Source organism: Pseudoalteromonas sp. BSi20311 (assembly GCF_000239875.1).
Classification (GTDB): domain Bacteria; phylum Pseudomonadota; class Gammaproteobacteria; order Enterobacterales; family Alteromonadaceae; genus Pseudoalteromonas.
Map to the genome: position 1 here is coordinate 23,819 of NZ_BADU01000075.1, position 21,085 is coordinate 44,903.

General features: G+C 46.9%; 25 protein-coding genes. 3 read left to right on the forward strand and 22 right to left on the reverse strand.

All coding sequences use genetic code 11. The features are described from left to right. The first annotated feature begins 91 nt into the window (after positions 1–91). Genes purM through P20311_RS08240 form a run of 3 tightly spaced genes read left to right on the forward strand, consistent with a single transcriptional unit; the run spans position 92 to position 2,542 of the window. Complete coding sequence (purM, locus tag P20311_RS08230) at positions 92–1,144, forward strand: phosphoribosylformylglycinamidine cyclo-ligase (protein WP_008111645.1); 1,053 nt, start codon at positions 92–94, stop codon at positions 1,142–1,144. After that, complete coding sequence (purN, locus tag P20311_RS08235; protein ID WP_008111647.1) at positions 1,144–1,791, forward strand: phosphoribosylglycinamide formyltransferase; 648 nt, start codon at positions 1,144–1,146, stop codon at positions 1,789–1,791. Before purM ends, purN begins: the two co-directional genes overlap by 1 nt. Next, positions 1,745–2,542: a DUF3108 domain-containing protein gene (locus P20311_RS08240; protein ID WP_036985008.1), complete on the forward strand. Its 798-nt coding sequence runs from the start codon at positions 1,745–1,747 to the stop codon at positions 2,540–2,542. Before purN ends, P20311_RS08240 begins: the two co-directional genes overlap by 47 nt. Positions 2,543–2,673: 131 nt before the next feature. Here the strand turns inward: P20311_RS08240 and P20311_RS08245 are convergent, their stop codons facing one another. The 22 genes from P20311_RS08245 to P20311_RS08350 all read right to left on the reverse strand — a co-directional run bounded on the left by P20311_RS08245 (position 2,674) and on the right by P20311_RS08350 (position 20,930). Then, positions 2,674–3,438, reverse strand: a complete 765-nt coding sequence (locus P20311_RS08245; RefSeq protein WP_008111650.1) for a class II glutamine amidotransferase — start codon at positions 3,436–3,438, stop codon at positions 2,674–2,676. 169 nt (positions 3,439–3,607) lie between these two features. Continuing rightward, positions 3,608–4,561, reverse strand: coding sequence for a hypothetical protein (locus tag P20311_RS08250; protein WP_008111654.1), 954 nt, complete (start codon positions 4,559–4,561; stop codon positions 3,608–3,610). Further along, the gene (locus P20311_RS08255; RefSeq protein ID WP_008111655.1) at positions 4,534–5,238 is read right to left on the reverse strand and encodes a hypothetical protein; all 705 of its coding nucleotides are present in this window, start codon (positions 5,236–5,238) and stop codon (positions 4,534–4,536) included. The genes P20311_RS08250 and P20311_RS08255 overlap by 28 nt, the downstream gene beginning before the upstream one ends. Next, positions 5,235–5,720, reverse strand: coding sequence for a hypothetical protein (locus P20311_RS08260; protein WP_008111656.1), 486 nt, complete (start codon positions 5,718–5,720; stop codon positions 5,235–5,237). The genes P20311_RS08255 and P20311_RS08260 overlap by 4 nt, the downstream gene beginning before the upstream one ends. Then, the gene (locus P20311_RS08265; RefSeq protein WP_036984996.1) at positions 5,717–6,346 is read right to left on the reverse strand and encodes a hypothetical protein; all 630 of its coding nucleotides are present in this window, start codon (positions 6,344–6,346) and stop codon (positions 5,717–5,719) included. Before P20311_RS08265 ends, P20311_RS08260 begins: the two co-directional genes overlap by 4 nt. Continuing rightward, the gene (locus P20311_RS08270; RefSeq protein ID WP_008111659.1) at positions 6,339–6,626 is read right to left on the reverse strand and encodes a hypothetical protein; all 288 of its coding nucleotides are present in this window, start codon (positions 6,624–6,626) and stop codon (positions 6,339–6,341) included. The genes P20311_RS08265 and P20311_RS08270 overlap by 8 nt, the downstream gene beginning before the upstream one ends. Before the next feature lie 66 nt (positions 6,627–6,692). Further along, complete coding sequence (locus P20311_RS08275) at positions 6,693–7,910, reverse strand: SUMF1/EgtB/PvdO family nonheme iron enzyme (protein ID WP_008111661.1); 1,218 nt, start codon at positions 7,908–7,910, stop codon at positions 6,693–6,695. Then, a complete protein-coding gene (locus tag P20311_RS08280) occupies positions 7,907–8,485 on the reverse strand; it encodes a phage tail protein (protein ID WP_008111663.1) in 579 nt (192 codons plus the stop codon). Before P20311_RS08280 ends, P20311_RS08275 begins: the two co-directional genes overlap by 4 nt. Further along, positions 8,482–9,192, reverse strand: a complete 711-nt coding sequence (locus P20311_RS08285) for a hypothetical protein (RefSeq protein ID WP_008111665.1) — start codon at positions 9,190–9,192, stop codon at positions 8,482–8,484. The genes P20311_RS08280 and P20311_RS08285 overlap by 4 nt, the downstream gene beginning before the upstream one ends. 1 nt (position 9,193) lies before the next feature. Further along, positions 9,194–10,333: a baseplate J/gp47 family protein gene (locus P20311_RS08290; protein ID WP_008111667.1), complete on the reverse strand. Its 1,140-nt coding sequence runs from the start codon at positions 10,331–10,333 to the stop codon at positions 9,194–9,196. After that, a complete protein-coding gene (locus tag P20311_RS08295; RefSeq protein WP_008111669.1) occupies positions 10,323–10,649 on the reverse strand; it encodes a DUF2590 family protein in 327 nt (108 codons plus the stop codon). The genes P20311_RS08290 and P20311_RS08295 overlap by 11 nt, the downstream gene beginning before the upstream one ends. Beyond that, positions 10,649–13,825 (reverse strand): phage tail tape measure protein, encoded by a 3,177-nt coding sequence (locus tag P20311_RS08300; RefSeq protein ID WP_008111671.1) that lies wholly within the window; start codon positions 13,823–13,825, stop codon positions 10,649–10,651. Before P20311_RS08300 ends, P20311_RS08295 begins: the two co-directional genes overlap by 1 nt. 168 nt (positions 13,826–13,993) lie before the next feature. Continuing rightward, positions 13,994–14,281, reverse strand: a complete 288-nt coding sequence (locus tag P20311_RS08305; RefSeq protein WP_008111673.1) for a putative phage tail assembly chaperone — start codon at positions 14,279–14,281, stop codon at positions 13,994–13,996. Positions 14,282–14,283: 2 nt separating this feature from the next. Continuing rightward, positions 14,284–14,913, reverse strand: coding sequence for a hypothetical protein (locus P20311_RS08310; protein ID WP_008111675.1), 630 nt, complete (start codon positions 14,911–14,913; stop codon positions 14,284–14,286). After that, positions 14,913–15,362, reverse strand: coding sequence for a phage protein (locus P20311_RS08315; RefSeq protein WP_008111677.1), 450 nt, complete (start codon positions 15,360–15,362; stop codon positions 14,913–14,915). Before P20311_RS08315 ends, P20311_RS08310 begins: the two co-directional genes overlap by 1 nt. A gap of 10 nt (positions 15,363–15,372) precedes the next feature. Next, complete coding sequence (locus tag P20311_RS08320) at positions 15,373–16,473, reverse strand: DUF2586 domain-containing protein (protein WP_008111679.1); 1,101 nt, start codon at positions 16,471–16,473, stop codon at positions 15,373–15,375. A gap of 23 nt (positions 16,474–16,496) precedes the next feature. Next, the gene (locus P20311_RS08325; RefSeq protein ID WP_008111681.1) at positions 16,497–17,129 is read right to left on the reverse strand and encodes a phage virion morphogenesis protein; all 633 of its coding nucleotides are present in this window, start codon (positions 17,127–17,129) and stop codon (positions 16,497–16,499) included. Further along, positions 17,122–17,595, reverse strand: a complete 474-nt coding sequence (locus tag P20311_RS08330) for a phage tail protein (protein ID WP_008111682.1) — start codon at positions 17,593–17,595, stop codon at positions 17,122–17,124. The genes P20311_RS08325 and P20311_RS08330 overlap by 8 nt, the downstream gene beginning before the upstream one ends. Further along, positions 17,592–18,029 (reverse strand): head completion/stabilization protein, encoded by a 438-nt coding sequence (locus P20311_RS08335; protein WP_008111684.1) that lies wholly within the window; start codon positions 18,027–18,029, stop codon positions 17,592–17,594. Before P20311_RS08335 ends, P20311_RS08330 begins: the two co-directional genes overlap by 4 nt. A gap of 108 nt (positions 18,030–18,137) precedes the next feature. Continuing rightward, positions 18,138–18,881, reverse strand: a complete 744-nt coding sequence (gene gpM / locus P20311_RS08340) for a phage terminase small subunit (protein WP_008111686.1) — start codon at positions 18,879–18,881, stop codon at positions 18,138–18,140. Positions 18,882–18,968: 87 nt separating this feature from the next. Beyond that, positions 18,969–20,006: a phage major capsid protein, P2 family gene (locus tag P20311_RS08345; RefSeq protein ID WP_008111688.1), complete on the reverse strand. Its 1,038-nt coding sequence runs from the start codon at positions 20,004–20,006 to the stop codon at positions 18,969–18,971. 42 nt (positions 20,007–20,048) lie between these two features. Then, positions 20,049–20,930, reverse strand: coding sequence for a GPO family capsid scaffolding protein (locus P20311_RS08350; protein ID WP_008111690.1), 882 nt, complete (start codon positions 20,928–20,930; stop codon positions 20,049–20,051). Between the last annotated feature and the right edge of the window lie 155 nt (positions 20,931–21,085).

Genomic DNA, 21,085 nt, shown 5'->3' on the forward strand with positions numbered 1-21,085 from the left:
ATCCAGATTTCAACTAGCCGCGCCCTTGCAATTGTTGTAAAATATGCGCGTTTCTAAGTAAGCATCAAAACAACTATTTTGAGGAAAACCTGTGAGCGAACAAAAACAGTCTCTAAGCTATAAAGACGCGGGCGTAGATATCGACGCTGGTAATGCACTTGTTGAGCGTATTAAAGGCGTAGTTAAAAAAACTCGTCGTCCTGAAGTGATGGGCGGAATTGGTGGTTTTGGCGCACTTTGCGAAATTCCTGAAGGTTATAAGCAACCCGTACTTGTAGCAGGCACCGACGGTGTTGGCACTAAGTTACGTTTAGCAATTGACCTTAAAAAGCACGATACCGTAGGTATCGACTTAGTTGCGATGTGTGTAAATGATTTAATAGTACAAGGCGCTGAACCCCTGTTTTTTCTAGATTACTATGCAACGGGTAAACTAGATGTAGACACAGCAGCCGACGTAGTAACCGGTATTGGTAAAGGTTGTGAAATTTCAGGTTGTGCCCTAATTGGTGGTGAAACAGCTGAAATGCCAGGTATGTATGATGGTGAAGACTACGACATGGCAGGCTTTTGTACCGGTGTAGTAGAAAAATCTAAAATTATTGATGGTACTAAAGTAGCCGCAGGCGATCAGCTAATTGCCCTTGCTTCTAGCGGTCCTCATTCAAATGGTTTCTCTTTAATTCGTAAAGTATTAGAAGTGTCTAACGCTGATACTAACCAAGTGATTGATGGCAAAACCTTAGGTGAGCATCTTTTAGAACCAACACGCATTTACGTTAAACCATTACTTGAGTTATTCAAGCAAGTAGATGTGCATGCTCTTTCGCATATTACTGGTGGCGGCTTTTGGGAAAATATCCCACGCGTATTACCTGAATCTGCAAAAGCGGTTGTTAAAGGTGATAGCTGGCAATGGCCTTCTGTGTTTAGCTGGTTACAAGAAAATGGCAACATTACCACTCATGAAATGTACCGTACATTTAACTGTGGTGTGGGCATGGTGTTAGTTGTACCTGCTGATCAACTTGAAAACAGCTTAAACATTTTAAAAGATCTTGGCGAGAATGCATGGCACCTTGGTGAAATTCAAGATGCGGTTGCAGGCGAAGAGCAAGTTGAAATTGTAGGTGGTGCTGCGTAATGGCACCCACTCGTCTAGTAGTTTTGATCTCAGGCAGTGGCTCAAATTTACAAGCCATTATTGATGCCTGTGAAAGCGGCGAGATAAACGCTCATATTGCGGCTGTTATTAGTAATAAAGCAGACGCATATGGGTTAGAGCGTGCAAAAAATGCAGGCATTGCAACGCAAGTACTGAGTCATAAAGAGTTTGACTCCCGCGAAGCATACGATGCCCAGTTAATGCATATAATTGACTCTTTTGAACCAAATCTAGTTGTATTAGCTGGGTTTATGCGTATTCTAACTCCTAGCTTAGTGCAAAAATATGTTGGAAAAATGTTGAACATTCATCCATCTTTGTTGCCTAAGTACCAGGGGCTGAATACCCACCAAAGAGCAATTGATGCAAAAGACGACGTTCACGGCGTTAGTGTTCACTTTGTTACTGAAGAATTAGACGGCGGGCCCGTTATTCTCCAAGCCAAGGTGCCTGTATTAGCAGACGATACAGCAGACACGCTCGCTAAACGTGTGCATGCACAAGAGCACATAATTTATCCTTTGGTGGTCAAGTGGTTCAGTGAACAACGACTTACGATGGAAGCAGATTATGCAGTTCTTGACGAAAAACAACTTCCTGCACACGGCGCGCACTACCCAAAATAAAAAATTAAGTGCCTGGTTATTATGTGCGGGCACTTTATTACTTCCTACCAGCCTGGTTGCAGGTGAGTTAACCCAGTACCAAGCTAGTTATGATATTTTGCGCAAAGGCGCAAATCATGGTACAGCCGAGCGGACGCTTAAAAAACTCGATAATGATAACTATCAAGTCACCTATCACAGCGATATTGAATGGATGATTTTCTCTGACTCACGTCAAGAATCATCAACCTTTAGCTTTATTAATGATAAAGTAGAGCCTATTAAATACGCTATGATCCGCACAGGCACAGGGCCTGACAAAAAGTATGAAATTAACTTTGACCGTCAAACCAAAACGGTTACCAGTAACACCAGCGATTACCCGTTAAAATGCCAATGGGAAGATAAATTCCAAGATGGTATTTCTTATCAAGTACAAGTTCGTGAAGGCCTTAAAAAAGGCAAAACTAGTTTCTCGTTTCCGTTAGTTGATAAAAAAGGTAATTGCCGTGACTACGACTTTGAAGTGGTAGAAACCGAAATGATTTCTTTGCCTATAGGTAATGTAGAAGCAGTAAAAGTTAAACGCTTATACGATAACGATAAACGCCAAGCCTTAGCCTGGTTTGCCCCAGAAATGGATTACATGTTAGTGCGCATGTGGAAAGGTGAAAAAGGTGTTGAGCAGTTTGAAGTGCAGATGAAATCGTTTACCGTGATCAACCCATCGGCTCTACCTGCACAAGTTAAAAACGAAATAACACCAGAGTAAATTTGTTTACAAGATGCAGGACGAAAGACCCAAGTGTGACAACCATAACTTGGGTTTTTCATTTTTAATACTTATACACTTTATCAATTTGAAACTTTGAGTTGGATTTCGTTTCACTCTAGCTAGCCAAGCTACATTAATTCACCCATTTTAAATAACGCAAACTCTCCTGGCTGCATTTTTTGCCAGCGCTCATCATTAGTTAATGGCCTTGTTGCTATAACCGTTACTACATCGTTTGGCGTGGTTTCTTGTTGAAAGTCGACCACCATGTCGGCATCAATCAAAGTTGCTTTACCAAATGGCGCACGGCGCGTTATATAATGTAAGTTATTAGTGCAATACGCTAAAACAAATACACCATCGGTCAATAACATATTAAATACGCCCTTTTCACGCAATGTATGCGAAAGCTTGGCGGCATATCTAAAAACCGACGCCATATTACTTGGACGCTTTGGGTATTTTTCGCGAATTTTATCAAGCAACCAACAAAATGCCAGCTCGCTGTCGGTGTTTCCCACAGGGCGATAATACTCTGGTTTTAAATCGTGATAATTTGAAAGCTGCCCATTGTGTGCATAGGTTATTTCGCGCCCCCACAACTCTCGGGTAAACGGATGAGTGTTTTCAAGACACACCCGACCACGATTCCCTTGGCGAATATGACTAATAACCGATACGCTTTTAATTGGGTACGCTTTTACCAGCTTTGCTATTTCTGACTGGTAACTTGGCTCTGGATCTTTAAAGGTTCTGCAGCCTTTACCTTCATAAAAAGTAATACCCCAGCCGTCTTTATGCGGGCCAGTATTTCCACCACGCTCCAACAACCCTGAAAAACTAAAACAAATATCCGTTGGCACATTGGCTGACATGCCAAGAAGTTCACACATAACAAAAACACCTCTTTTAATTCAACAAGTTAAGCAGAGAATATATTTAAACCTGATTTTGTGGTCACAGTTTTGGTTTCACTTTGGCTTTTTCTTGCTGCAATTTCATTTATTTTTCGGCTTTAATGGGGCTATTGTTAAGCACGATTGATCTATAGGCAAGGGCTAACTACTCTACTATTGGCTCTAGTGTGCTTTTTAAGCTGCTGGCTGTTGATTTGTGGCCTGTAAATTCTGCTTTTGTAATAGGCTCCCCCGCGCCTTGGTCTTTGTGGCCGTGGTTTTCTAGGCTTTGGTTTATGTCTTTAACCAGGCTTATTAAATCTAGCAGTATTTGCGCTACGTTTACTGAGTTGTTGCCGAGCCACACGGTTTTTCCCTCTACTTTTGCCAGTTCGGTGGCTTTGGCGTGCAGGGTTTTTAGGGTGGTTAGGTTCATGTTGTCGTGCGCTTCAATGTCTACCTGCTTTTTACTGCCTAGCAGTAACCCTTCAAGTGCGACTATTAATGCTTTTTCACCGACCACTGTTTTTAGGGCGCCCATGACCTCATTAATTTGATTGCCGTCTATTTTTAGCGTGTCGTGCGTGGCTATGTTGGCGCTGCGTTCGTGGTAGTTTTGCTCGCTTTTGCGTGCTGTTGTTTTGTTTGTGTCGCTGGTTTGGGTTATTTCGCCGTTGGTTGTGGTGTGCCAGTTGCCGTCGCGGCCTTGTAGTTTGCTGCGGCTGTTTTGTTGCAGTGTTACGTCGGTGCGTTTGTGTTCTGGCACTAGGCTTTGCCATGGCAGTAAACTGGTGATCACGGCATGGCTGTTTAGGCCATCGATGTACTGTATTAAGCAGTGCATGCCTGGCGTTGGTTCGTTTAATAATCCGTGGTCGGATGCTTGGCCTGTGCCGAGTGTTACCTGCTGAAATACGGGCACGGCTAATGGCTCGCCTGATAGCGGGTTTAATAGTTGTACGTCGGCGGCTTTTAACGGCCTAAATGCGGTGCTGATGGCTGCGCCGCTGCTTGGTAGGTCGTATATTTTTTCAATGCGTGCCAATTGCGGCAGGTGTTTACGCTCGCTTAGCTCTGGAAAGTAGCGCTGTATTAGGCGTTTAATGGCTTGTTTGACCATCGTATGTGCATCCTGTCGTTGATTAAGGTTACTTCGGTTATGTGTCGGCCATTTAGTTTTATGCCTGGTCTTAATTTTGGTATGGCTATTAGCTCGCCGGTGGTTGAGCTTTTGGCTGTTATTGTGTGCTCTGGAAAGTCGTTTATTGCTGCGAGTGGCCAACGCGAGTCGTACCAGCTGCCAACAAATATTTTACCATCGGGGCGCTGCTGAAATATAAAATCGCTAATGCCCCACACTTTACCTATTTGCCTAAGCGCTTCAATGCCTGTGCCGCTGTGATAAAACGCGGGGGCTATTTTATTTAAATACTCTGCGTTTTCTGGTGTTGCAAACTCAACGCCTAGCTTTGCTAGCTCATCAAGCACGGCTTTTATTGTTGCGTGACGAATAGCAAGCGGGGCGGGAAAGCTTAACGCACCGAGTAATTCGCGGCAGGTTAAATACCAGCGGCCGTTGGCTTGGTGCTTTGACTCTATTACACCGAGAAAATACGGGATCATATTATCGAGCGTGTAACCTAGGTGCAGCTCGACCAACCCGCTTGGCTCTTGCTCTGCGACCACTTCAAATTTTGCGCGACCGGTGCTGGCTATGTCTAGCTGCACGGTTTTGCTAACAATATTGGTTACTGTGTTGCCGCCAATGGTTAGCGTGTTAGATAGGCGGGTGCTCATGGCCCTTCGACCTCGTTAAATTTATTTTGCACGTCGTCGTTGCTGGTTGTTGCTTGCGGCTGGGCGTTTTCGGTTGCTTGCTCGTCTAGCTGCTGTTGCTCGCGCTCTGATACAGATTGTACCTCTACTAGCTTAAATGTTACTTGCCAACCTTTTTTGTTTTCTATTTCGCTGGCACTTATGTCGCCATCGAATTTTGCTTTACGTATTTTATACGCTGCGGCTAGCTCGTTATTTACGGTGTAAATGATACGTGCGCCGTTTTCGTCCAGTGCTTTTGCTTTGCTTATTAATAAGGCTAGGCTGGCGCTTTCGTTGAATGGGATTTTAGTATTTACAGTTAACGTGCCCGACTTTACGCCGTTGTCGCTACTTAGTGAAAAGCTACCAAGGCCTGACATATCGCCACCGGCTAATTTTACGCCTGCGTTTACGCGGGTTTCGAACCCGGGCACGTTCCAACCGTCGAGTGCTATGCTCATAATACCTCTTTAATTTTATTTAGCTCAGCTGCTTGGCCTACAAATACGCACATTGCCCAATACGTTTGGTCGCTGCCTTTAGTCGCCACTGAGTCTGCTAGCTGTTTTGCGGTGCCTGCTGTTATTAATTGCACATCTACGCCGCTGCTTTTTGCTGCGAACTGTGCTTGATTTAATCGCTGGTCGCGAGCGGTTTTTAGTTCTGCGGCTTTGATTAATGCATCGTCGATAGTGGTTATTAACTGTTTGCCGCTGTCGTTTGCGGCCACTAACTCAGCTGCTATTTGCTTTTTACGCAAAGGCTGCAGGTTTTGCAGGGCGCTTATTTGCCACTCTAAACTTTGGCCTTCGTACGTTGCCAGCTTACTTTGCTCTAGCGTGCTTTGGCTTTTGCCGTATTGCGCGCAGGCGATGAACTCGGCTATTGGGCAGTATTCATTTATTGTGCTGAGCTTGCTTGCAAGTGCGGCGGGGTCATTTGCGCTAACGGATAAGAGCAGCGCGCTATATTGTGCTGGCTTATCTGTGCGTGAGTCGTCGCTTATTGCCGATGCAAGCAGCTGCGCGCCCTCTTGCATTGAGCAAGGGGCGGCGGCTTGGTGGTAGCATAGCGCTATGTTATGCATTTTCTGCTGTGCTTTCTGGCAGCGGGTAGCGCGCTTTAATTTCGGCCACTTTGTCGCGCCATTTTTGTAGCGACTCTGGCGTGCCGTCGAACTGCGCCTCCATGTATAGCGGGTCTGACTCTTTTGTGTATGCAGCTTGGCGCTTTTCTAGGTTTTGGCTTAGCTCAAACTGCTGCTGATTTAATACAGATTCGATTGCCTCTTGTTCCATACCTAGCGATTGCATATATTCGCTGCTTGTATTGCTGTGGCTTGCGCCTTTGTAAATGTACGTAAACATAGTTTTACCTTTTAAATTGTTAGTTATGCCCGCGCTATCGCGCGGGGTTCAAATTTCAATAACCAATTACGCAAAGAAAGCGGGACGAAAACCGATATTACTGTTCGCATACGAACGCGCACTGTCCAGACTGAGCGCGCCCAGCCCAGCGCCCGAGCCATTGCCCCAGTGGCCGCCACGCAGCGGGAATCGACTGCCATAATTTCGACAGTAGATGTAACCACCAACCGTAGTGGTTGATTCTGACTCGATTAACAAGCGGCGTAGTAGCTCTATTTTGCTGTAGTCGAGCGCTTTTTCGATTGCTGCAAAATGACTATTTGTTAAATAAGGGTTGTCATATGCGTCATTGCCTACTGGGCCATTACGATTTGTGACGCTGTTACTAAGCTTTGGAGATCCAGCGCTGCCGGTGCCTTCTGTGTTTGCCGTTGGCGAATCTAAAAACGCTGTGTGCTTGTTCCAGTTTTCTTCAATTACTGCTGGGTTGTTGTCGAGCGTAGTAATGATCTGCCCTTCGTCTAGCATCATTTGGTCTAGCCATTCCCACACGTTACCTACTAGGTCTTGGATACCCCATTCTGTGTGGTCGTGCGACCATGTTGCAGGGCCTTTGCCGGTATCGGTTCTTGGAAGTCCTGATCCATCGCCTGGCAAGCCGTTGTCGCTACGGCGTGCTGTTTCTAATTTGTTTTCGTGGCTGCGTCCGTAGTTTGTATTGCCGCGCGGCACTGTGCCATTTGCATAAGACCACAGCGCTATTGCTGCCCACTCGTGAATGCTCATCATGTGCCAGCCAGCGCCTTTGTTATTGCATAGTGCTTTTGCCTGGTCGTAATTAACCGCTGTGCGAGGCTGCACACCACCGATAACACTGCAGCCGCCATTTGCTCCGGCTGATGCTAGGTATTTACCAATGTACACTTCGCCCAACTGCACACCGTTGCGCATAAACATGTTTGGTATGCCTGTGCCTAGATTTAAATCTACGCTGTATTTTTCTTGGATTTTTGCAGCCAACTCTTCGTATGTGAACGGGGCAATTGCTACCATTACATTTGGGTTGCCTTGCTCGTCGATGATGACTTTGTTGCGGCCACCTGACGCGTGCTCGATTGCGTTGCGGTAACCTTCTGATGCAACGATTGCCATTTCGTTTGCTTTGGCTTTTACGAACTGGTCTAGCTGCGTTGTTTTGCTGTCGATTTCGGCGGCTTTGCTTTCGATTGCTGTTGTTAGCTGGTCGGCTGCGGTTACTAGCTGGTTTATTTGCGTTACGCTCATGATAGTTCCTTGCTGAAATTGCTGAAGTTTTTATTTAAAAAGTAATTGCGCACAGTGCGGCGCATGTTGTTTATTTGTGCCGTTGCATTGCTGGTTGCTAACAGTGTTAGCGCGTCAATTTGCGGGCTGTAGTCGAACATCCACGATTGCGCTGGAATGGTAATGCGGGCTAGGGCTGCGGCTGCCGCAAACTTTAAAACGAACGAGCGGTTGTGCACGTTGTTTACGCCTTGTCGCTTTCGCTGCAGCGGTAGGTAATCGACTGCTAGCAATGTGCCGTCGCGCGTAACTAGGCCAATCCAGTTGTAATCAAAGTCGCCTATATCTTGCTCTAGCACTACTGCCCATGCGACCGTGTTTGCATCAACATAGCCTGACGTATCTATGTTGCGGCGGTAAACTATTTGTGCGCCGCCCGGCATTTTCTCGTTTGGGTTGCGGGCTGCTTGCTCGTTTAGCCCGGGCATGTTTGCAAACACTAGCTCTGTTACCTCAAGCCCTTTGTTTTGCAGCGTTGCTGTTGTTATGTATGCCTTGCCAGCATTGGTCATTATGCCGGTTATTGCCTGATTCATAGTTGCTCCTTGGCGGTGCTTATGCCGCCGTCTTTGCTTAAAAACCCATAATGCTGGTGCGCGGTAATGTTGTGCTGCACGCCAATGTTTATTGCTTGGCGGCGCGTGTTGCTTGTTAGTGCGTCTAGCCCTAAAAAGCTGTGGGCTACGCCGTGATCAATGCCCGTTATTGCGTTTATTTTTGTTGCTGAGCTAACGTAGTTGTTATCCCATTGCACATGCGTTATGCCAAGGCTTAGCGATACTGCTGCCAAGTTATGCACTGTTAGTTCGTACCGGCGGCATGTTCGGCCGTACAACTGTATTAGCTCTGGCAACAGCTCGTATGCGCTTGCTAGCGCTGAGTCGGTCATGTCTATTGCAATAATATCCCAGTCGCGGCCCTCTATTCGCTCACGCACATTTATGACCTGGAGATCCAGCCGGTTAAAAATATCTTTTATGGTTGCTATTTCTCCGGCGTCAATTGTATTGACCAATGCGTGCTGTACGCGCTTGCGGTAGAGATCCAGTGGTTCACTATTTAAACGCTGCGTTAACCGCTCCCACGCGAGCAGGCCTAGGATGGGCTCTTCGTTTTGCAGCTCGTCTTTTTGCTGCACAGCCCACATAACGTAATTGCGCGACTTGCTCCAATACCCTGTAGCCGCTTTTACTAGTTTTTCTGCGTAGCCTTTATTTAGCCATGTTGCTATTTGATTAGCCATTTTAGCCCTTGGTTACTGTGAGTGATGAAAGCACGGGTAGCCAGTTGGCAGCGGTTATGTCGTCAATGTCGAACTTGATTGATTGCAGTTCGCTAAATTGCGCGTGACACTCTGCTATTAATTGGCTAATGCTAAATGTGCTTTGGTGCGCTACGCGGTTGGGTGCGTATGCTGCATTTTGCCTGAACGCTGCTTGTATAAATGTTGTGAGCTCGCTTTGTATGTCTTCGCTTTGCGAGTGCAGCTTGTATGTTGCTGTTACATTAAACCCAGTGGTGGCCATTGCATACACTATGAAGTCGTCGCCTAAGCCGTGATGCCCTGCAGCTCTTATGTGCTGATTAATTGCCCCCAACAAAGCGGTGGGCACTGCGCCTATGTCTAGGTATATGTAGGCGTTTGCTGTGCCTGGGCCGCGCGGCGCTCCGGTTTGAATGTAGATGTTATCTATTGGCACGCCAAAGCTTGCAATTATTTGTTTGTATACTGCGTTAATGTGCCAGCGAGCGGCCGTGCCGAACACGTTGCGTATGCGTTGGCGGTAATGCTCGGTGCTTTCGGTGTTTGCCCCGGGCTTTATTAGCCAGTCTTGGTTGTTAGTTACTGTTATGCCTTCTTGTTGATCAATAAAGTAGCGGTATGCGTTTGCTGGCAAGTTATATGCTGCGCCCTCTTCTTGTGCTTGCGCCAATGCGTATGCCGTGCTTTGACCTGCTGCAAAATGTACATCTTGCATTAGCGTTAATTTATATACTTGTTCGCCTAGCACGTCGGTAGCAATTTGCGCACCGGCGATAATAGAGTTTTCTCCGGCGGTGTCTTGGCGCGTGAACGTGAGTATGCCTTGCGCTTTTACGCCCGCTTGAATAAATACATTGCGCGCGGGGCCGTGCTTTTCTATTAGTGCGTCGCGGTTGGCGGTCATTATAAATAGGTTGGGCATAAGCTGCTGCGCAACCCAGTTTAATAGCTGCACTAACGGCTTGGTTATTAGCGCTTCAACGGTTCGCCAAAACGGGCTGAACGGTGAGTTATTAGCAACTTGTATGTTTTGCTCTTTTAGCTGGGCCTGCCATTGCTCCGCTGCTGCTTGCTCGTCCATTGGCAAGCCTGCGTTTTGCATCATTGTTTTAAAGTTCATTGCTGCTCCCGTACTGGCGTGTTTGCGCGTTAATGCTTAGCGTGCCATCGTCGTTGCGGTGCACTTTTATTGTGCCCGGCTTTATGCGATTGTCTTGCTCGGTTAGTAGTTCTAGCTCGGTTAATATGGGCGCTATGCCGTTTTTGTTGCGCAGGCCAACAAGCTTGGTTAGTAAGCCGCTTTCTAAAATGCGGTGCTTTATGTCTTGGCCTATTACGTCGGCTTTTTTAAGCGTGCTAGGGCTTAGCGAGTCGTTGAGCATAAAGTCGCCGTCTTGTATTTCTAGGTCTATGTGTAGTCCTATATCAAATTCCATTAACCTGCTAGCTCCATCATTTGCTCAAAGCTTTGCGCTAAGTCGTCTGTTTTAAAGTTTACGTTTTCAATGCTTATGTGCTTGCTGCTATCACTGCTATTGCTGTTGTTATTTGTGTTGCTGTTGTTGTTGGTTAGGCTTTGCAAGTAAGCCGACTTTTGTGCTTTTGGCTTATATGCAGTGGCCTGTTGTTCTGCTTTTAACTGCTCTACGTTGTTTGCTGCAGGGAACGCGCTGTTTATTAACGCTTGGCTACGCGCTTGCGACTGTAAATTTAACGGTGCTGTGGTGTCGGTTGGCACTGCGGGTAAACGCTGGCTAGTAAATTTAAACGCATCGTTTGCGGCTTCACGCTCGGTCATTGCTTTTGGTTGGGCCGCTATGGCCGCTGGCGCTAAGTTGTTTTGAACGGCGTTAGCTGCGCTGCTAGTTATTGGGTTGTTTTGTGCCGTGTTAACTACGCTGTTATTTACCGCTGCTAAAGTTGCCGCGTTATTCTCTGCCGTGTTGGCTGTGCTGCTCACCACTGCGCTGTTTAGAGCTGTGCTCGTGGCGCTGTTATTTACTGCGTTGTTTTGCGTGTTAGAAAACGCGCTGTTTATTAACGCTTGGCTGCGCGCTTGCGACTGTAAATTTAACGGTGCTGTGGTGTCGGTTGGCACTGCGGGTAAACGCTGGTTAGTGAATTTAAATGCGTCGTTTGTCGCTTCACGCTCGGTCATTACTTTTGGCTGCGCTGAATAAACAGGGTCGTTTGCTGCTGCCTGCTCTGCCAATGCTTTTGCGCGCATTTCTTTAGTTTCAGTAATTGTTGTTACTTTAGTTGCGGCATAATTTACAGTGCTATTTGGTGCTATGTATTGCGAGCTTGCTTGCGTTGCTGGCGTGTTTGCTTTGTTTATTACTGCTTGCCCGTAGTCGCGGCTGTAAGCTTGGTCGGCACTTTGCATAACCATGGTTTGCGGCTGAACTGCTTGGGTTACTTTGGTTGCCTTTACTTCTACTTCGTCGTCACCAAAGCTAAAGAAATCTTTTATTGAGTCGGCTATACCTTTTAAGCCGCCTACTTTTTCGCTGAGCCAGTCGAACGCTTTGCCATAGCCTTTCATCATCATGCCCATTGGTGTAAATCCAAATATGGTTTTGATGATTTCAAAAAAACTACTTAGCGGCGATTGCACTGCGTTCCACATGCTACCGATTGCACTACCTAGCCAAGTGATGCCGTTAACAAGCTTGGTTACTAACCAGATCACAGCTTTGATTGGGAATAGTATTAGGTTTAATGCGGCACCAAATACTAGGCCAAATACTTCACCGGCGGATGTTATACCCGCCAGTGCTTGGCTTGATTGTTCAACCGGTGTAAATAGTGAAACAAACCAATTAAACACGCTTTTAACGGCGTTAATAATAGGTGCAAATGCGGCGCCTAGCTCACTAAACACCTCAATGACTGGCGCAAAACTATGAACAAAACCATCCCAAAAACCGCTCATAAATGCTTTTATGGGTTGCCAGAATTTATATATAAGCGCTGCCAGTAAGACCACTAAGCCTATGATCACGCCAAGCGGGTTGGCCAGCATAACGGCATTTAAAAATCCCATAATACGAGTGACGTTAAATAGGCCCATGGCAAACTTACTTATGCTTGCAAAGCCTGCGGCCAATACGGTGGGGATTAATTTCATGGTGCCAATAAAGCCCAGTGCTTTAATACGCGATAACACTAAGCCGGTTGGCATTAGCAAACGGGTATTAAATAGCTCGTAGGCTATACGTGCTTTGTTGGTTGCACCTGTATAAAGGGTGCTTGCAAGTGATGCGCTTTGCGTGGCCGTGGTCGATGTTGCCAACGATGCCGCCAGTGCTTTATTTTTGGTAGCGTAAAGCCCGGTTGCATATTTAAGCCCATCAATAATTGGGGTGAGCGTTAAGCTTGAAAATCTAAATAATCCCATAGAAAAATTAACTAAGCCAAAGGCTGTTACTAATCCCACTACCGCAACCACCGCGGTTGCAAGGGCGCTTGATAGCACGGGGAATTGCTCGGTTAACGCGACAATACCTGCAAAGCCTGCGGCTAGCATTTCAACGAACGGTTCAACCACCGGCAATAAGCGGTTACCCATTGCGGTGGCTGCGGCATTGAATGAGCCGCCTAGTCTATCCCACGGGCTTGCAATGATGTTTGCCATTTCTGCCGCTTTTGAGTTGTCTTGCACGTTTTCAAAAACGTTTATGCCGTCTTTTAATTTATCGACTTTGGTGCTGAGCACGTCGACTGCTTTTGCACCTTGCTTGCCAAATATTTGTGTTAGCACATCGCCACGCGCTACAGAACCGAGTGATGATAACCGCTCATTAATGCGCCCTAGCACTACGTCTATTGCAAGCATGTCGCCGTTGTCGTCGGTTAATTGAATGCCTAGCGACTCTTGTGCTTTGCCAATGCCCTGCAATAGTGATGCGGCTTGTGTGCCTGCAACCGAGCCCGACTTAGCAACTAGCTGTAACTCGCCCACTAGGGCAAATTGTTGTGCTGAGCTTAGGCCAATATTTGTTGCCGTTGCGCCTAGGTTTGAAAACGCCGCTTGCATTTCTGCACCGGTGGTTTTGTAAAGTTGTACGGCGGTGGCGGTTTGGCCTGCTATTTGGTTTACCCAATTGGCCTTGCCCATTTTTTTGGCTGTTTTTTCGAAGATGCCATACATGGTGCCCATGTAGCTGGTAATGGTGGCTGCATCGGCTTTTGTGGCTGTAGCCAGTATGTTTGATGTTTTAGTAAATTCTGATAGCTCATCGCCCGTTAGTCCGGCAATGGCTGATTGAATATCGTAGGCACTGCGTACAAATTCGGCAGAGTTGCCGCCAAATTGAAAGCCAAATTCGTAGGATGTTTTGGTTAGCTTTTGCAGTGCGTCGTCGGCAACGCCCAAAGATTGCACTTCGCCCAAAGCGGCAACGTGATCAATTGCGGGAGCGAGTGAACGCGCCAGTGCATAACCACCGCCCACGGCCGTGGCTGCGCCGCGCATCATTTGATCTTGCGCGGCGGCTGTTTGCTGGCTCAGCTGATTAATTTTAGCCATGACTTTATTAACCGGCCCCGTCACTTTGTCGATGATGCCGATTGAATAAGTTAGCTTGTCTAATTTGCTGAGCGTGGCCATTGATTTACTCGCTAAGTGCTTGGCATATGCCGTTGTTTACAGCAACTACAAAGTTTTCTTGCTGCTGCGTTTCGAGGTATAGCGCTTGCGCTAGGCTCTCTTGTGTTACTGGCATATCGCTAAAATACTTAGCGTGGTATGCCAGTAGCTGATCTAACCGAGACTTGCCTATTTGCTTGGCTCGGTCTTCGATTTTTTTACCGTGAAATTAAACTCTGGCTGGTATTCTTCAACAATGGCACCTACTAAAAATAGCGCGGCACCTGGCTGTTGCACTAGGTCTTTGAGCTTTTTAGCGTCTTCTTGCACTACGGTGTTTAATACAAAGTTAGTGGCTGGCTGCACTTTGTTGTTTGGCTGCGTAGCGTTAATGTATTTGTTGTAATCGCTTGCGTTTACGTTAAATGTAATTTCGCCTACTGGGGTTTCTAATGTGATTTTTTTCTCGAACGCCATGATTATTTACTCTCTTTTGGTTTTTTAATGTCTGCTTGGTCTAGCAGTGTGTAGCTAAAATAAGGGCCGTACTTGGCTGCTGACTGATCACACAAAGCAATAAGCTCGTTAAAGTCGCTTGGATTAGCTAGCACTTGGCAACCAGCTGACCATTTATCAACTTGAGTTGATGTGGTTTTGCTGTTTGCGCGGTGACAGTTAATGCCAAAGTAACCTTGCTGAAGCACTGCTTGGGGTGTGACGTCCGTGTCTAACTCGGTGTTTTTGTCGTTGTCGCGTAGGACAACAACAGGTTTATGCTGCACGAGGGCGCGGTATTTGCCCTGGTGATAACCCAACTTCCATAAACTTTTATGCTGCCCTGCAATTAGGACCGCTGTGCCGCTTACGTTCATTGGGTTTTGACGCCAGTAAATGCCGGCGTCGGTGGTCGCTTTGTACTGCTTTAATTGCCACTCGCCGCCTTGCTGATACAGCACGCAAATAACATCGTTAAAGGTATTGGCGCGCGTGTTTTGGTGGCGAATACCTATGATGTTTAGGTTTAATTCTCCCTCGAACACGCGGTAGCCGCAGGCCTTTAAGGTGCTAAGCAGTGTTGCGGCAGTTAGTTTGCGAATGGCTTTGGTCATTACAAGTCTCTCACTTCGTCAGATGTTAGGTACGGCACGCCGTTAATTTTTACAAAGTCGGGGCTGGTAACCGGACACTTAATTGATGTTGTGTCTTCTTCGCCGCCGTCGGCTTTAATGTTTAGGATTTCGTCTAGCTGCGGCAAACAGCCAAACGCTTCTACGTTCTTTTTGCCTGCGGCTACTTCGGCGTTAAAAGCTACGTCGAACGGCTCTATGCCTTTCCAGCTGCCTGCTTTTTCGGCTTGCGCTTGGACAATTAGCCAGTTTTCGTGGTCGAGCTTTAGGGTTACTTCGGCTTCTACGTCGCCGTCAATAAAGCCTTTTGGCACGCCACGCACTTTTTTAACTGTGCGGCCGTCGGTGATTTTTACGGTTGCTTCAATGACATGAACCATTGAGTTACCAATGAATATGTCGAAGTCCTTGCCGCCTAATACTTTTTGCATGTTCGCGCTCCTATTCTGCGTTATCTAACATGATGCCAACAATGATGGTGTTGGGTGAGTTGATTGGCTTAACCTTGAGTACTACTTGCAATGTGGTTGCGTTCATAAACGTTAGGTTGATGCTGTCGTCTTTTGGCGTGTCGATTAAGCCCGGGAACTTGTCGGCACCAATGTTAATTGAGCGCGCCATTTCGCGTAGCGGTTTGCCCATAATGCGCTTGCCAAACTCAATACCGCTGGTGCTGTTGTTTAGGCGGCGGTTTTTAATGTTTTGAATGGCAATAATGCGCACGTCGCGTGCGGCTTTATCGACAATGCGGCCTGTTTCGATTTGCTGAAAGTCGCCACCTTCGGCATCTAGCATGTTTACGTCGCCAAAATATGTGCCGTCAAAGTCTGGGTAAAACTGAGTGCAACTAAAGCGCAGTGCGTCTAGTGCGGCGGTGGTTGAGTTGGTTAGCGGTTTGCCTGCGGCATCTACCGGATGCGGCATGAGTGACATTGCACCCGTAAGTACGCGCATTGGGCTATCGGCAATAGTGACTGCACTTTTACATAAGCGGCCTGTTACTGCGCCTAGTTCGTCACCAAATAGCAATGGCACTACACCTACGCGATCAGCGACTACGCCGTCGGTTAATGGTTGTAATGCGGTGACTAAATCAGGCCAGTTTTGCTCGGCTGTTAAACCTGGTGCGGCAAGTAAAAAGCGAACACGACGTGCAAGGCTTGATAGAATTTCAAGCGCTTTAGCTTGGTGGCTTTCGATTTCTGCTTTGCCTGTTACGGGCGTACAAATAACAATGATTTCGGGACTGATGTCTTGATCCATTGCTTCGTCAATAAGTGCCATTACGTCGGCGTCGATTGCGTGCGCGATTGCATAACCACTTACTAGGTCGTCGCCGTTGCGCTGCCACGCCTTAACTTGGGTTTTTAATGGTGAGTCGGCTGCGCCAAACAACTCATCAAAGTCGCTTTGTGCATTTATGGATAGAATTTTGCCGTTATTTTCGGGCGCTTGGCCTATAAATAATACGGTGCGTTCTACTTGTTTTGTAGCGCCACTGCCTGTTTGAATGGCGGCAACGGATACTTTACCTTGTGCCATGGTCGTTCCTTTTTTTGCTTGCGCTACGCCACTTGCATAGCTTTGTTTAAAATAAAATTCATTTGCTCTTTTTGTTCGGCCGCTGTTTGCCCTAAAAATGAGCGGGCCGGTAAATTAATTTTCCATGTGCTCTTGCCTGAGCTGCCCTTTAGTTCGCGCAGTAAAAACCCTGCTTGGTTAATGCTTAAATTGTTTGTTATCCATTTAATACTGGCGCGTTTGGCGCCCTTTCCTTTGCCGCGCGGTATTTTGTAACCCTCGGCTATTAATGCGCGGGCTAAGTTGCGCGTGGCTGGCCCTTCTTTATTTTGTGCGGCTTTGCCTTTTGGCTTGCCTGCGTCTAGGCTTACGCCCTCTTGATGGGCGCGGGCTATTTTTCCGCTGTTGCCCCCTTTAAAATATACGCCTGCGCTATTTGCGCCGTAGCGCACTTTCATGTTGCGCTTTAGCTTGGTGAGCATTTTCTTTTTTTTGCCGTTGGCACGTGCTTGCCATGTTTTACCCGCTAAATCGCTTTGCCTGGTAATGCGCTCTTTACTGCTTTTGTTTGCTGCACGTATTGCGCTGCGCAATATGTTGCGGCGCTTTTGTGGCTTGAGCTGTAAAAGCGCGAGCTGCTCTTTGCTGCGACCTTGATCAAACTTGACGTTAAGCACGGCTTACTTGACCCTCAAGCGTGAATGCTTCAGCTATCCATAGGCTTTGCTCGCCAAAGTCGTAACGGTTGCCGTTAAATTCAAACGGGCCGTTGGGTGTTTGTATTAGCTCTATGTTTTCGCATAGCTGGTTTATTGTTAGCTCTACTTCGTTGCTGTTGTCGTCGTTTATGTCGGCGCTAAATTCAATGTCGGGGCTGTCGTATTTGCCGCCGTTGTTTTGCAACCAAAACGATGCAAATGCACAAATAAGCGCGGCAGGTGCGGCGCATGGGTTTATGCTGATCACCCCTGAGTAATAAAACCGCGCGGCTAATAGGCCATTGCCGTTAATGGTTTTGCTACTTGGCTCTATGCGACCACCCTCTATCCAGCTGTCGAACTGGGTGCTTAGCGCGAGGTTGCGGCCTTGGTATTCGGCCGTTGCTAAATGCTGTTTAAGCTGCGCTATTTTGCTTTGGCTCACAGTAGTTCTACCGATAAGTTAGGGCTGAGCGATTGCAGTAACCGCATGGCGTTTATGCTTTGTTTTTGCCAGTGTTCGTGGTTGTCTATTGCCGCTTGGCTTTGTGCTGTGGCGCTGTCGCGGTGCGTGCTGCCTAGCTTTGATACCAGCAAACTGGCTTTTGCTTTGCTGTAAACTGCGCGCTCATAAAACATCGCTTGCGCGGCGCTTAACGTTTTGCCATTGGTAAGCTTTGCGTTTGCTAGCTCTTGGTTAATTTCGGCCTGCGCGTAACGTAGCTTTTCAACAAGTAGTTCGCTTTTGCTGGCGTATTCTTGGGCAACTGCGTAGTGCTCAATAAAATGGGCGGTGCTTAGCGCTGGGTAATAGCCGCTGGCTTCAATGATTACATTGACGCTTTGTAAATCTGCTTGTGGCATACCGCTTAAATTCATATTGCACCTGTAAAATACACTCATTAAATTGGGGTGCGGGCGCCACTTAGTCACGCGCGTTAAGCAAGTAATGCTAACGTTGTGCTAAGTTGCCCGCTGGCGTTGGAGCTAGTTTGCGGTTTGCTGTTCTGGCTCCGCTGGTTTAATCATTTTTTGCAGTTCTTTTAGCAGGGTTTTAACGCCTGCTTTGTCGTTAATGCTTTGAGCCATTTCGGCAAAGTAAAGCGCGTTACCTAAGTTAAGCTGTGCTTTGTTAACTTTTGCAGCGATGGCGTAAAGCTTGCCGCCGACCACTTCAAGCCCTGCCCAGTCTTGGTTTTTAACTACGTAAATTAAGCGGTGCAGTATAAAGCCAATGTCGTACAGGCCTTGTTGGTGTGATTCGGCAAGGTAGTAATTTGCGTCGTCGTAGAGCTGGTCGATAACGAACGCTGCCCAATGCTTAGTATTAAACACGGTTGGCAGTGGTTGTTTTTGCTCGATCATTAATGGCAATAAGTCCATTACTGCATCCCAGCGCTTTAAATCAACTAGCCAAATAAACACCCACGCCAACACTTTGTTGTGGTGGTTTTGGCCGCTTAGGCGGTATTGGTTTATGTATGTTAGGTAGTCTTGGCGCTCTAGCGCTTCTGATTTGTATGTTGCTTTGTCGCTAATGTCGGCAAATGTTTTTAATTGAGCCAAGTCTGATTCGATGGCCGCTGCAAAAAACGGGTACTCGTTTTGCTCGGTGTTGTTTGCTGGCGCGTTAGCTTGAGTGGCTGTTGCCGCTGCCGTTGGCGCTTGCTTTTCAGTGCTAGTTGGTACACTGCTTACTGCTTTGGCTAATGATTTTTTGACTAAGCTCATTTAAAAACACTCTTTAATTTGGTTAAAAAAAGCCGCCCTGAAACTAGGGAAAAGGGCGGCTAATTGCTGCGCTAATAAATTAGGCGGTTATACCCAGGCGTCTCCTGCTGAGTTTGGCAACTTGATGTTTGCTGACTCGAAGTACATTGCTTTTTCAAGGTCTTCGACGTAGTAGCAATCGTTGCGTGATAGGTAGTCTTCAACGCGTTTCTTTTTGGCGTTGTCTTCTACGTGGGTGCGGGTTGAGCCTGCTTGTACGTAGTGGCTTAGGTTTTCAAAGCTGGTAATTAAAATGCCGCGCTCTGGAAAGAACGGAATTTTGTAGCTAGCTAGGCCGCCGTAAGTTTCGATAACTTGCTGCAATTCGATTTTAGTTTTTTCACTTGGCGTGTGTGCTTGCTTGGCGTATAGCTTGTTTTTATCTTGCGCTAATAGCTCGTCACCAATAATGGCCACCATGTTTACACGCTTGTGCACTGGGATACCTTGCAGTGCATCGTGCACGGCTTGATCTAGGTTTTCGTAATCGCCACCGGCACCAATACGGATTTCACCAAGGGTTGCACCTTCGGTAATTACGCGCTCGGGTGCGTCGCGGCGTAGCAGCTGTAACCAGCCAATGTTTACGTCTTGCAGCATGGTATTGGTTGCAATGTCGGTTGTGTTTGCAGCTGATGTACCATTAAAGCCAATTTTAATAATGTCGAGTGCAATTGCCTGGCGAACGTGATTACGGTAACGCTGATGAAAGTCTGGGAATTTTGACCACTGGTCCATTTTGTTCCAGGTGATGTGAATGTCACATTCAACCGGATAACAACGGTATTCGCGTTTTTTTAGTGCTGATACGTCGCGTGTTTGGCGCTCTTTGGTGTTGTCGGTTTCTACACCGGCGCGGCCTGTTACGCCACCGTCTACGCTCATGATTACCGATTGGCCGACAATGTCGTCTACCAGTGCGGTGTTGATTAATTGTAGAAATTCTACTGAGTCGTACGTTGCGTCGTATAGGCGCTGCTCAGTTGTTGGCTCTACGTTAAATTGCTCGCTCATTGATGCTACGCCGTAGTTGCTGGCCATGCCTGCTAGTACTGCGGTAAAGAGTTGTTTTGTTCTGGTTTTCATTTTCGTTCCTGCGTTTTGCTAAGTTAATTTAGGGTGCGGCAATTACAAGCAGTTGCTGTATTTGCCTTCGTCGCCTTCGTGTTCTTCGTCGGCGTTGGTTGTGTCACCCGCAGGTGTTTTTAATGCCTTGGCAAACTTGTCGTTAAGTTCGTCCAATGCGGTTTTTGTGCTTGATAGCTCTTCTTTAAGCTTTGTTAGCTCGGCTGGTTCTTCGGCTGGCGGGGCGGTTTCTTGTTCGTCGTCAACTTTTGTTGTTGAAAACGAATCGAGCTTTGCTGTTAGGCCGTCTAGCTTTTGGCTAAACTGCTCAAGTGGTGTGCCGAGTGCATCTTTTAATGCGGTGGCTAATTCTTCTGGTTTCATGTCGGGTTCTTCCTTTGCGAATAGTCGTTTAAAAAAGGGTTTTTTAGGTGTGTCGATAGGCTCACATGACCCTAAGTCAACGGTTAATAAAGAGACTTCCGTGTCGTCTGCTTTGCTCTTACTACTGAAATGGATTCGGTCGGTGTAGCAGCTTGCTGGATAGTCGGTTACAGCAAGGCCGGTTAGGTAGGTTTTGCCAGTGCCCATGAAGTCGCGGTTAATTTCGATACTAAAGTAAACCGCTTGGTCGGCTTTGTTTAATGCTACAAACCCTTGATTGGGTGCGAGTACGGCGTATAAGCACGTTATGCCATCTTCGTTTTCGTATGCTTCTACGCTAACTACGTCGCCGAGCATGCCGGGTATATCAACATTGTGTAGGTTTTTAGCGGCCCAGCCTGACCAGTTGAATTCGTGATCGAGATTTATGCGGGCGCCATATTTGCGGGGGTTGTAGGTTTCTACAATGTCGGCTACGTCTTGTTCGGTTATTTCTCGGCCGTCGACGGTCATGCCAACGGCGGCAATTGATAATGGTTTTGTACGTAGTTGACCTGGCATATAACAAACCTTTTAAATGTTTTTTAATTAAGCTTTATGCTTTAAAGTAACTGCAGTTTGCACCCTCTTTTTAACCCTTTCCAACGGTTTAACTTTTTGAAATTCCTATATTTAGCTTTTAGGAATGGGCAGGTTTTTAACAGACAGATTACGCG